At 70.0% G+C, this 12,606-nt stretch carries 6 protein-coding genes and 1 tRNA gene; 1 reads left to right on the top strand and 6 read right to left on the bottom strand.

Annotated features, from left to right (window positions below; all coding sequences use genetic code 11):
* Positions 1–72: 72 nt before the first annotated feature.
* Positions 73–155: transfer RNA gene (locus tag VJR25_RS09170), tRNA-Leu, on the top strand.
* A 43-nt stretch (positions 156–198) separates the two neighbouring features.
* Here VJR25_RS09170 and VJR25_RS09165 read toward each other — a convergent pair.
* The 6 genes from VJR25_RS09165 to trpA all read right to left on the bottom strand — a co-directional run.
* Positions 199–3,072 carry a CHAP domain-containing protein gene (locus VJR25_RS09165; protein ID WP_324114666.1) on the bottom strand — a complete coding sequence of 958 codons (2,874 nt, stop codon included), beginning with the start codon at positions 3,070–3,072 and terminating at the stop codon, positions 199–201.
* 190 nt (positions 3,073–3,262) lie between these two features.
* A complete protein-coding gene (gene pyk / locus VJR25_RS09160; protein WP_324114665.1) occupies positions 3,263–4,711 on the bottom strand; it encodes a pyruvate kinase in 1,449 nt (482 codons plus the stop codon).
* A 56-nt stretch (positions 4,712–4,767) separates the two neighbouring features.
* Entirely contained in the window at positions 4,768–6,234 is a 1,467-nt protein-coding gene (locus VJR25_RS09155) for a glutamate synthase subunit beta (protein WP_324114664.1), read from the bottom strand.
* On the bottom strand, positions 6,227–10,816 hold the full coding sequence (gene gltB / locus VJR25_RS09150) for a glutamate synthase large subunit (protein ID WP_414683763.1): 4,590 nt from the start codon (positions 10,814–10,816) through the stop codon (positions 6,227–6,229). The genes VJR25_RS09155 and gltB overlap by 8 nt, the downstream gene beginning before the upstream one ends.
* Positions 10,817–10,880: 64 nt before the next feature.
* A complete protein-coding gene (lgt, locus tag VJR25_RS09145) occupies positions 10,881–11,879 on the bottom strand; it encodes a prolipoprotein diacylglyceryl transferase (protein WP_324114663.1) in 999 nt (332 codons plus the stop codon).
* 24 nt (positions 11,880–11,903) lie between these two features.
* Positions 11,904–12,606 (bottom strand): tryptophan synthase subunit alpha (gene trpA, locus VJR25_RS09140; protein WP_324114662.1); only part of this gene is annotated, 703 nt, incomplete at its 5' end.

Raw genomic sequence — 12,606 nt, 5'->3', positions numbered from 1 at the left:
TCGCGGCCGGGGCGTGCACCGTCCGCCGATGCCGCGGGCGATCGTGCGTGCGGTAGTGTCGGATGCTGGCACGCCGGTGTGGCGGAATGGCAGACGCGACCGACTCAAACTCGGTTGCCCGCAAGGGCGTGTGGGTTCGACTCCCATCACCGGTACGCAGTGGAAGAGGGATGCCCCGCGGGGCATCCCTCTTCTGCGTCACTGCACCAGGGCGGTCGCCGCGCTCGCTTTGACGACGGTCAGGTACCCCGTCTTGGAGCCGGTGACCCGCACCGTGATCGCGGTGCCGTGGTCGGCGGCGACCAGCGTGTAGGTGGCGGCGGTCGCGCCGGCGATCGCCGCTCCGTTCCGGTACCACTGGTACGCGAGCGTCACCGGCGCCGGCGTCCAGCTGCCGGGCTGTGCGGTCAGGGTGGTGCCGACCGTCGCCGCGCCCGCGATCACGGGTGTCGGAGTCGCCGTGAGCACGTTGGGCACCGCGAACGCGGCGCTTCTGCGGCTCACGGTGAGGTAGCCCGACTTGGAGCCCGTGACGACCACGGTGATCGCGGTGCCGCGGTCGGCCGTCGTGAGCGTGTACGTGGCGGCGGTCGCGCCGGTGAGGGCGACGCCGTTGCGGTACCAGCGGTAGGCCAGGGTGACCGGTGCCGGCGACCACGTTCCGGGCTTGGCCGTGAGGGTGGCCCCCGCAGTCGCCGCCCCCGTGATCACGGGCGTCGGCGCCGCCGTGAGCACCCTCGGGATGGCCAGCGCCGCGCTCCGCCGCGCCACCGTGAGGTACCCCGACTTGGAGCCCGTGACGACGACGGTGATCGACGTGCCGCGGTCGGTGGTGGTCAGCGTGTACGTGGCCGCCGTCGCGCCGGCGATCGGCGTGCCCGACCGGTACCACTGGTAGGACAGCGTCACGGGGCCGGGGGTCCACGTTCCGGGCGTCGCGGTCAGGACGGACCCCGCGGTGGCGGTGCCGGAGATCGTCGGCGTCGGCGTGGCGGTGAGCGCCAGCTTCACGACGACCCCGGCGCTCGTGCGGGTGATGCTCGTGTAGCCGGACTTGCTGCCCGTGACCCGCACGGTGATCGACGCGCCGACGTCCGTGGTCAGCGGCTTGTATGTCGTCGTGGTGGCGCCCGTGATCGGCGAACCCGCGCGGTACCACTGGTATTTGAGCGCGACCGGTGCCGGCGACCACGTGCCCGCGGAGGCCGTGAGCGTCGCGCCCGGCACGGGCGTGCCGCTGATCTTCGGCGTCGGCGTGGCGGTCAGCATCTTCGGCACCGTCACGGCGGCACTGGTCGCCGCGGCCGAGATGAGACCGGCGCGTCCGCCCGTCGACACGACGGTCAGCTGCTGGCCGGCGTCGGCCGCCACGATCTTGTGCGTCGTTCCGGTCTCACCGGCGATCGCCTCGCCGTTGCGGAACCACTGGTGGGTGATCGTGATCGGTGCGGGGGCCCAGGAGCCGTCCTTGACCGTCACCACCTGGCCGACCGCCACGGTGCCGGTGATCACCGGCTTGGCGGAGCGTGCGGTGGAGGGCAAAGCCGTCGAATCGGCGAGGATGACGGCGCCGTCCGCGGGCGCGGTCTGGTACCAGAACCCGCCGACGTAGGTGTAGAAGGACGCTGACGGCATGGTCTCGATCATCGCGCCGTCGGAGGGCTTGGCGAGCAGGAAGCCCCACGTGCCGGTGCCTCCGGCGTTGGCGAGCGTGGCGGTGCTCACACGCGTGTACGGCTGGGGTCCGCCGACGGCGCTCCAGGTCGACAGGCGCATCGCGGCTCCGCCGACGGTCCGGTACGCCGCACCCGGCACCGCCAGGTAGGCGCCGTCCGCCGGGTGGCTGCGCACGTTCTTCCAGGGCATGATCGCCGTGTCCGCGTGGGCGAACACCGCGTTGTCGATCCGGGTCGCGGTGGTGGCGCCGATGTCCGCCAGCGACGTGACGCGCAGCGGTGCTCCCCCGACGAAGACGGAGGCCGCGCCGGTCTGGTCGATGACCCGGGAGCCGTCGACCGGATATTGGCGCAGGTGGGACCACGGCCCCGCGCCGCCGGCGCCCTCGATCGCCGCGCCGTCGATCGGCTGGGCCGGAGCGCGGCCGCCGACGGCGGCCCAGGTGCTCAGGTACAGCGGTGCACCGCCGACGATCCGGTAGGTGCGGCGGTTCGCGTACTCGTACACGTAGGTGCCGTTGGCCGGGTAGGCGGCCAGGTGCGACAGGACGCCGGCACCGCCCGCGCCGCTGATCGCTGTCTCGTCGACGCCCAGCGCCGGGCGGGCACCGCCCACCGCGCTCCAGGAGGTCACGTACAAGGGGGCCCCGCCGGCGATGACGTAGATGTCGCCGGTCTGCTGGCTGGTGATGTACGTGCCGTCGACGGGCACGGACCGCATCGCGTTGAACTGGGTCGCGGTGACCCGGATGTACGGCTGCGTGCCGCCGTACGCGCTCCAGCTGCGCACGTACAGGGGCGCTCCGCCGACCATGCGGTACACGGCACCGTTGTACGCGATGAAGGCGCCGTTCGGGATCGTGCCCATGGTGCTGGTGTGGATGAAGCCGGACACCTCCGAGAGCCGGTAGGTGCGCCAGTCGAAGTCGCTGCTGCTGTTGTCTTCGGAGACGACGAAGGTGCCCGCCGAGACGTTGACCGACTCGACGTACGCCACGTGGCCGACCGGAGCGATCTTGCTCGAGTCCCACCAGGCGATGTCACCGGGCTGCGGGGTGTTCATGTCCACGGCGATGCCCTTGGCGCTCGCCTGCGAGCCCCAATCGGTGGCGTTGCCGTGCCCCGCGGTGATGAAGTCGGCGATGCCCCGCTGCTGCAGCCGGTAGGCGGCGTAGTTGGTGCAGTTGTGACCGCTGTACATGTACCAGAAGCTCTGCGTGTACACGGCCGAGTACCCGGCATTGCTGTAGCCGGCCGTGGTGCAGGCGGTGAAGCCCTTGCACATGGTGCCGTACCAGGTGAGTGCCTGGGCGGGAAGCGCCCCGGCGATGAAGCCACCCAGAACGATGGCGATGACAGCAAGCGCGCTGACGGCGCGACGTCGCGACTGACGCATTTCCCCCCACAAATCCCACAGATGGCTCTTCGTCTATCCCCAGCGACGCTGCAGTCAAGATAGCAGAATAGGCGACACGCCGCACAATATTCTCATAAATCACAACTGTCACATGTATGGGAGGCGCGCTGGACGACGAAAACGGGGATGCCGCGATGTGCGGCATCCCCGTTTCCGACGGAGCTTCGACCTAGGCGTCGGCGCGGTAGATGGGGGCGGCGCCGTGCACCGCGTCGCCCACCCGGTGGATGCGCACGTCGTTGGTCGAGCCGATGATCCCGGGAGGGGAACCCGAGATGACGACGACCTTGTCTCCCACGTCGGCGAGGTCGTGCGACATGAGATAGTCGTCGACCTGGATGAACATGCGGTCGGTGTGCGGGACGTGCTCGGCGAACGTCGAGTGGATGCCCCACGTCAGCGACATGCGGCGGAGGGTCTCCTCCAGCGGCGAGAAGGCGATCATCGGGATCTTCGGACGCAGGCGCGACATGCGGCGGGCGGAGTCGCCCGACTCGGTGAACACGCAGAGATACTTCGCCTCGATGAACTCCGCGACCTCCATCGCGGCGAGGGTGATCGCGCCACCCTGCGTGCGCGGCTTGGTGTCGAGCGGGTGGATGCGGTCGAGACCGTGATCCTCGGTGGACTCGATGATGCGCGCCATGGTCTCGACCACGACCACCGGGTACTTGCCGACGCTGGTCTCGCCGGAGAGCATGACGGCGTCCGCGCCGTCGAGCACCGCGTTGGCGACGTCGCTCGTCTCGGCGCGCGTCGGCACCGGGTTCTCGATCATCGACTCCAGCATCTGCGTGGCCACGATGACGGGCTTCGCCATGCGGCGGCACAGCTCCACCGCGCGCTTCTGCACGATCGGCACGGCCTCGAGCGGCAGTTCGACGCCGAGGTCGCCGCGGGCGACCATGATGCCGTCGAAGGCGTCGATGATGTCCTCGAGGTTGTCGACGGCCTGCGGCTTCTCGATCTTCGCGATGACCGGGATGTGGCGGCCCTCTTCGGCCATGATCACGTGCACGCGCTGCACGTCCTTGGCGTCGCGTACGAACGAGAGCGCGATGATGTCGGCGCCCGCGCCGAGCGCCCAGCGCAGGTCCTGCTCGTCCTTCTCGCTGAGGGCGGGCACGTTGACGGCGACGCCGGGCAGGTTGATGCCCTTGTTGTTCGAGACCGGACCGCCCACGACGACCTCGGTGGTCACGACGGTGTCGTCGGAGTCGATGACCCTGACGCGCACCTTGCCGTCGTCGATCAGCAGGAAGTCGCCGGGCTTGACGTCGTGGGGCAGCCCCTTGAACGTCGTGGAGCAGATCTCCTTGGTGCCGGGGATGTCCTCGATCGTGATCTTGAAGATGTCGCCGGCCGCGAGCTCGTGCGGGCCCTTGGCGAACTTGCCGAGGCGGATCTTCGGGCCCTGCAGGTCGACGAGGATCGCGACCGGCTTGCCGGCCTCCGCCGCCGCCTTGCGGACGTTCTGGAAGTTGTTCTCATGCACGGAGTAGTCGCCGTGGCTGAGGTTGAATCGGGTCACATCGACACCTGCGTCGATGATCGCGCGGACCATCTCGTAGGTGTCGGTTGCGGGGCCGAGGGTGGCGACGATTTTCGCGCGTCTCATCCGGGTGCTCCAGGGGGTTGGTTCAGAAGGGGCAGAGAAGATTTGCCGGGTTCAGCCTACGCAGGCTGCAATCCGATGGCGAGGTCGGTGGGGGCGACCGGGGACGGCAGCGACGTCTCGCCCATCAGGTAGCGGTCGACCGCGGCGGCCGCGGACCGGCCCTCGGCGATCGCCCACACGATGAGCGACTGCCCGCGACCGGCGTCACCGGCGACGAACACGCCGGGGGTCGTCGACTGGTAGTCGGCATCCCGCTGAACGTTGCCGCGGTCGGTGAACACCGAGCCGAGCTGACCGTCGATGGTGGTGCGCTCCGGGCCGGTGAAGCCCATCGCGATGAGCACGAGGTCGGCCGGGATCTCCCGTTCGGTGCCGCTCTTGGGCACGCGGCGGCCGTCCACGAACTCCGTCTCGGCGACCCGCAGGGCGCGCACCTCGCCGGCGTCGTTCGCGAGGAACTCGACCGTGGACGCCAGATAGGTGCGCTCACCGCCCTCCTCGTGTGCGGACTGCACCTCGAACACGGTCGGCATCATCGGCCAGGGCTGGTGCGCCGGGCGGTCCGCCGCCGGCTGCCGGCCGATGGCCAGGTTCGTGACGCTCAGGGCCCCCTGCCGGTGCGCGGTGCCGATGCAGTCGGCGCCGGTGTCGCCGCCGCCGATGACGACGACGTGCTTGCCCTGCGCGGTGATCTGGTTCGGCACGTGCGTGCCGGCCGTGGCTCGGTTCGACTCGACGAGGTACTCCATGGCGAAGTGGACGCCGTCGTGGTCGCGGCCCGGGATCGGGAGGTCGCGCGGCACGGTGGCGCCGGTGGCCACGATCACCGCGTCGTAGCGGGCCCGCAGGTCGCTCCACGAGATGTCGGTGCCGATCTCGACCCCGGCCCGGAAACGGGTGCCCTCATCCTGCATCTGGCGAAGGCGCGCGTCGATGTGGCGCTTCTCCATCTTGAAGTCCGGGATGCCGTAGCGCAGCAGGCCGCCGATGCGGTCGTCCCGTTCGAAGACGGCGACGGTGTGCCCGGCACGGGTCAGCTGCTGGGCGGCGGCGAGGCCCGCGGGCCCCGATCCCACCACGGCGACGGTCTTGCCGGTCAGGCGCCCGGGGGGCTCCGGCTCGATCCAGCCGTTGCCGAACGCCTCGTCGACGATCGAGACCTCGATCTGCTTGATCGTGACGGCGGGCTGGTTGATCCCCAGCACGCACGAGCTCTCGCACGGCGCCGGGCACAGCCGGCCGGTGAACTCCGGGAAGTTGTTCGTCGCGTGCAGACGCTCGCTGGCGGAGCGGCCTTCGCCGCGCCAGGTGAGGTCGTTCCACTCCGGGATCAGGTTGCCGAGGGGGCATCCCTTGTGGCAGAACGGGATGCCGCAGTCCATGCAGCGGCTCGCCTGGCGGCGGAGCACGGCCGAATCGCCCGGCTCGTACACCTCCTTCCAGTCGAGGATGCGCACGGGCACGGGGCGCCGGGCGGGCAGCTCCCGCTCGGTCACCTTCAGAAAGCCCTTCGGGTCAGCCACCCGTCACCTCCAGAATGCGGTTCCAGACGACGTCGCCGTCGGGGTCCAGTCCTTGTTCGAGTGCCGTCTGCCGGGTCTCCAGCACGGCGGCGTAGTCGCGCGGGAGCACGCGCACGAAACGATCCACTTCGACGTCGAAGTCGGCGAGCAGAGATGCCGCCAGCTCCGACCCGGTCTCCTCGACGTGCCGCGAGAGCAGGTCGCGGAGGATCTCCGCGTCGGAGGCGCCGAGCTCGCCCAGCTGCAGTTCGCCGGACGCCAGGCCCTCCCGGTTCACGCGCTCGCGGTCGAGGCGGTACACGTATGCCGTGCCGCCGGACATGCCGGCGCCGAGGTTGCGGCCCGTCTCGCCGAGGATCACGGCCAGGCCGCCGGTCATGTACTCGAGGGCGTGGTCGCCGACGCCCTCCACGACCGCGGTCGCGCCGGAGTTGCGAACCAGGAAGCGCTCCCCCACCACACCGGAGAGGAAGAGCGTGCCCTGGGTGGCGCCGTAGCCGATGACGTTGCCGGCGATGACGTTCTCGGATGCCGGGAAGGTGGCATCCCGCGACGGGCGGATGGAGATGCTGCCGCCGGACAGGCCCTTGCCGACGTAGTCGTTCGAGTCGCCCTCGAGGCGCAGCGTGATGCCGGCCGGCAGGAACGCGCCGAACGACTGGCCCGCCGAGCCGGTCAGGTCGATCTCGATCGACCCGGTCGGCAGCCCGTTCTCACCGCGCGCCTTCGTGACGTGGTGGCCGAGCATGGTGCCGACCGCCCGCTCGGTGTTGCGGATCGGCAGGGCGATGCGCACGTGGCCACCGGTCTGGATGACGTCCTGCGCGCGCTCGATCAGCTGCACGTCGAAGTGCTTGTCGAGCTCGTGCTCCTGCGGGCGCAGGTTGCGACGCGGCTCGTCGTCGGAGAACCGCGGACCGTCGAGGATCGGCGTCAGGTCGAGGCCCTTCGCCTTCCAGTGCGCCACGGCGTCCATCGTGTCCAGCAGCTCGTTGTGGCCCACCGCCTCGTCGAGCGAGCGGAAGCCCAGCTCGGCGAGGTACTCGCGCACCTCTTCGGCGATGAACTCCATGAAGTTCACCACGAACTCCGGCTTGCCGGTGAAGCGCTGCCGCAGCATCGGGTTCTGCGTGGCGACGCCGACGGGGCAGGTGTCGAGGTGGCAGACGCGCATCATGATGCAGCCCGACACGACGAGCGGCGCCGTGGCGAAGCCGAACTCCTCGGCGCCCAGCAGCGCGCCGATGACGACGTCGCGGCCGGTCTTCAGCTGGCCGTCGACCTGCACGACCACCCGGTCGCGCATGTTGTTGAGCATCAGCGTCTGCTGCGTCTCGGCGAGGCCCAGCTCCCACGGCGTGCCCGCATGCTTGAGCGAGTTGAGCGGGCTGGCGCCGGTGCCGCCGTCATGGCCGGAGACCAGGATGACGTCGGCCAGGGCCTTCGCCGTGCCCGCCGCGACCGCGCCGATGCCGGACTGGCTGACGAGCTTCACGTGCACCCGCGCCGAGGGGTTGGCGCGCTTCAGGTCGAAGATCAGCTGCTTGAGATCCTCGATCGAGTAGATGTCGTGGTGCGGCGGCGGCGAGATGAGGCCCACGCCCGCGGTCGCGTGGCGGGTGCGCGCGACCCACGGGTACACCTTCGTCGGCGGCAGCTGCCCGCCCTCGCCGGGCTTGGCGCCCTGCGCGAGCTTGATCTGCAGGTCGTCGGCCTCGGTGAGGTACAGGCTCGTCACGCCGAACCGGCCCGATGCCACCTGCTTGATGGAGCTGCGACGTTCCGGGTCGAGCAGGCGGTCGACGTCTTCGCCGCCCTCGCCCGTGTTCGACTTGCCGCCGATCCGGTTCATCGCGATGGCGAGGGTCTCGTGCGCCTCGCGCGAGATCGAGCCGTAGCTCATGGCTCCCGTCGAGAACCGCTTCACGATCGACGCGACGGACTCGACCTCGTCGATCGGCACCGGCCGGCGGACCCCGGTGCGCAGGCGGAACAGGCCGCGGAGCGTCTTGAGGTCGGCGGCCTGGTCGTCGACGAGCTTCGTGTATTCGCGGAAGATGTCGTACCGGCGCGTGCGGGTCGAGTGCTGCAGGCGGAACACCGTGTCCGGGTTGAACAGGTGCGGGGAGCCGTCACGGCGCCACTGGTACTCGCCGCCCGTCCACAGCCGCTCGTGGGCCCGCACTGCGGCATCCTCCGGGTAGGCGTAGGCGTGCCGCGCGGCATTCTCGGCCGCGATGACGTCGAGGCCCACACCGCCGAGCTTGGACTCGGTTCCGGTGAAGTACGCGTCGATGAACTCCTCGGACAGGCCGATCGCCTCGAAGACCTGGGCGCCCGCGTAGGACGACACCGTCGAGATGCCCATCTTGGACATGATCTTCAGCACGCCCTTGCCGAGCGCGTAGATCAGGTTCCGGACCGCCTTCTCGGGCGTCACGTCGGTGATGTAGCCGGCGCGCACGAGGTACTCGACGGTCTCCATCGCCAGATACGGGTTGACGGCGAAGGCGCCGTAGCCGAGCAGCGTCGCGACATGGTGCACCTCGCGCACGTCACCGGCCTCGACGATCAGGCCGCAGTTCATGCGCGTCTGCTTGCGCACGAGGTGGTGGTTCACCGCGGCGACCATGAGCAGCGACGGGATCGGCGCCAGGTCCTTGTTGGAGTCGCGGTCGCTGAGCACGATGAACTCGGCGCCGTCCTCGATGGCCTGGTCGACCTCCCGGCACATCTGCTCGAGGCGTCGCTTCATGCCCGCGGCGCCGGACTCGACGCGGTAGAGGCCGCGGATGGTGACCGACGAGCGGCCGGACAGCGACGTGTGGATGTGCTGGATCTTGGCGAGCTCGTCGTTGTCGATCACCGGGAAGTCGAGCGTCACGTTGCGCGTGTGGTCGGGACCCCACGCGAGCAGGTTCCGCTCCGGACCGAGACCGATGCTGAGCGACGTGACGACCTCTTCGCGGATGGAGTCCAGCGGCGGGTTCGTGACCTGCGCGAACTGCTGCGTGAAGTAGTCGAACAGCAACCGCGGCCGGTCGCTGAGCACCGCGACCGGGGTGTCGCTGCCCATGGCGCCGAGCGGCTCCGCGCCGGTCTGCCCCATCGGGGTGAGCATGATGCGCACGTCTTCCTCGGTGTAGCCGAAGGTGCGCTGACGCCGCGTGATCGAGGCGATGGGGTGCACGATGTGCTCGCGCTCGGGCAGGTCGCGCAGGCGCACGCTGCCGGCATCCAGCCAGTCCTGCCACGGGTGCAGGGAGGCGAGGTCGCGCTTGATCTCGTCGTCGCCGACGATGCGGCCCTGCGCGGTGTCCACGAGGAACATGCGGCCGGGACGCAGGCGCCCGCGCCGCTTGATGCGCGAGGGCTCGAAGTCGAGCACGCCGGTCTCGCTGCCGATGACGATGAGGCCGTCGGTGGTCTCGGTCCAGCGTCCCGGGCGCAGGCCGTTGCGGTCCAGCGTCGCACCGACCACGGTGCCGTCCGTGAAGATGAGGGCGGCCGGGCCGTCCCACGGCTCCATCTGCATCGAGTGGTAGTCGTAGAACGCGCGCAGGTCGGGCGCGATGTCGGCCTGCTTCTCGTAGGCCTCCGGCACCATCATCATGATCGCGTGCGGCAGGCTCCGGCCGGTGAGCGTGAGCAGCTCCAGCACCTCGTCGAACGACGCCGAGTCGCTCGCGCCCGGCGTGCAGATCGGCAGCAGCGGCTCGATCTCGCCGAGCAGATCGCTGGCGAGCTGCGACTGGCGCGCCCGCATCCAGTTGCGGTTTCCTCCGACGGTGTTGATCTCGCCGTTGTGCGCGAGCATGCGCAGCGGCTGCGCGAGCGGCCACGACGGGAAGGTGTTCGTCGAGTAGCGCGAGTGCACGACGGCGAGCTCCGAGGCGAAGCGCTCGTCCTGCAGGTCGGGGTAGAACGGCTCGAGCTGCAGAGTCGTGACCATGCCCTTGTAGCCGAGCGTGCGGCTGGAGAGGGACACGAAGTAGGCGTCGAGCTCGTTGCGGGCCCGCACGCGCAGGCGGTACACGCGGCGGTCGAGGGCGATGCCGGACAGCGCCGGCTCGACGCCCTCCCCCGGGCGCGAGACGAACAGCTGCTCGAACGCGGGCCGTGCGTCGTGCGCGAGCTTGCCGAGGTGGTCGTCCTCGGTGGGCACCTCGCGCCAGCCGAGGACGGTGAGGTTCTCGCTGCGGGCGAGGCGCTCGACGCCTTGCTTCTGTGCCTGGCGGGCGGCGTCGTCGCGCGGCAGGAAGATCATGCCGGCCGCGTACTCCCCCACCGGCGGCAGGTCGAAGTCGACGACGGCGCGGAGGAACTCGTCGGGCATCTGGGTCAGGATGCCGGCGCCGTCACCGGTTCCGGCATCCGAACCGATCGCACCGCGGTGCTCGAGGTTGCGCAGCGCCGTCAGCGCCAGCTCGATGATGTCGTGGCCCGCGGTGCCGCGCAGCGTCGCGACCATCGCCAGACCACAGGCATCCTTCTCGAATGCCGGGTTGTACATGCCCTGCTTGGCGGGGGCGGAGGCTTGCGCAGCCGAGAACGACGTGGAGTCGCCGGGACTGGGTGCCATGGGTACCGTCCTCATATTGATCATTCAAATGGGACGCCATCGGCCCAGTGGGACTTGAAGCAGATCACGGAGCGGCGGCGCTTGTGGCTGCGCGCACCTCTGCCTCATCGGACGGAGGCTCGCTCACGTCCACGTACTCGGGGGTGTTCTGCGATTCTAGCGTCCCTTTTCGCCCCGGCTCACGTCCGGGCACGTAGGGGGACCGTTCGAAGCCCGGGTGGCGGCGCTTCTGGACGATCATGATGACGAGTCCGACCACCACCGCGAAGATCGCCGCCCACACGTTGGTGCGGAGCCCCAGGAACACGTCGCTCGGGTCGATGCGGATCGATTCCCAGACGATGCGCCCGGCACCGTACCAGACGAGGTACAGGCCGAACTGGCGTCCCCACTGCAGCACGAAGCGGCGGCCGGCCCACAGCAGCACGGCGGCACCGATCAGGTTCCAGATGATCTCGTAGAGGAAGGTCGGCTGGAACAGGGTGCCCGGGGCGAGGCCGGCCGGGAAGGCCGGATTCGTGGACTGGATCTGCAGGCCCCACGGCAGGTTCGTGGGGAGGCCGAACAGCTCGTTGTTGAAGTAGTTGCCGAGACGCCCCATGGCCTGCGCGATGATCAGCCCGGGGGCGAGCGCGTCGGCGAACACCCAGAACCGCAGTCCGCGCCAGCGGCAGCCGATCCAGGCGCCGATCGCGCCGCCGATGAGCGCGCCGAAGATGGCGATGCCGCCCTCCCAGATCGCCCACACGGATCCCGGTTCGAACGGGTTCCACGTGTTCTTGCCCGGGCCGACGTAGAAGGACCAGTGCGTCAGCACGTGGAAGATCCGCGCGCCGATGAGCGCCAGGACCACCGCGGGCACCGCGATGTCGACGACGATCCACCGCTCCGCGCCGCGCTTGTTCAGCCGGTGATTGGTCATGAGCGTCGCCACGATGATGCCGGCGATGATGCACAGCGCGTAATAGCGGATCGGGATCGGCCCGATGGAGAAGGCGTTGACCGACGGGCTCGGGATGCTGGCGAACACGCCGGAGAGCGCACTCATGGGGGCGAACGTCATGATCTCGAGTCTAGGCGGTCCGGATCACGCGACCGTGCCGGACGCGAGCGCGCGGGCGGTGGCCGCGAGGCCGTCGAGACCGCCGTCGCGCAGCGCCCGGACGAGCGCGGTGCCGACGATCGCGCCGTCGGCGTAGTCGAGGACACCGGCGACCTGGTCGGCGGTCGAGATGCCGATGCCGACGCACGCCCGTTCGCAGCCGTGGTCGCGAAGCCGCGCCACGAGGGTGCGGGCGGCGGCATCCAGCTGGGCCCGCTCCCCCGTGATGCCCATCGTGGAGACCGTGTACACGAACCCGGTGCTGGAGCGCACGATGAGGTCCAGGCGCTCGTCCGTGGAGGTTGGTGCGGCCAGGAAGATGCGGTCGAGGCCCGTGCGCTCGGAGGCCGCGATCCACTCCGCCGCGGCATCCGGGGTGATGTCCGGGGTGATCAGCCCGGCCCCGCCGGCCGCGGCCAGATCGTCGGCATAGCGGTCCACGCCGTATTGCACAACCGGGTTCCAGTACGTCATCACCAGCACCGGCACCCCGGTGCGCTCGGCGATCTCCCGCACCGCGGGGAACAGGTCGCGCAGCCGGAAGCCGTTGGCGAGCGCGGTCTGCGTGGCCTCCTGGATGATCGCGCCGTCCATCACCGGGTCGGAGTACGGCGGGCCGAGCTCGAGGATGTCGGCGCCGGCCTCCGCCAGGGTGACCGCGGCCTCGATGCTGGTGCGCAGATCCGGG

It is taken from the genome of Microbacterium sp. (genome assembly GCF_035277845.1).
Lineage (GTDB): Bacteria > Actinomycetota > Actinomycetes > Actinomycetales > Microbacteriaceae > Microbacterium.
Note: the sequence above shows the minus strand (reverse complement) of the source record. Positions and strands in the feature narration are given on the sequence as shown.

What these genes read in the sequence shown, in the direction of transcription:
- VJR25_RS09165 (WP_324114666.1), bottom strand. Translation starts at nt 3,072, where the DNA reads ATGCGTCAGTCGCGACGTCGCGCCGTCAGCGCGCTTGCTGTCATCGCC.
- pyk (WP_324114665.1), bottom strand. Translation starts at nt 4,711, where the DNA reads ATGAGACGCGCGAAAATCGTCGCCACCCTCGGCCCCGCAACCGACACC.
- gltB (WP_414683763.1), bottom strand. Translation starts at nt 10,816, where the DNA reads ATGGCACCCAGTCCCGGCGACTCCACGTCGTTCTCGGCTGCGCAAGCC.
- lgt (WP_324114663.1), bottom strand. Translation starts at nt 11,879, where the DNA reads ATGACGTTCGCCCCCATGAGTGCGCTCTCCGGCGTGTTCGCCAGCATC.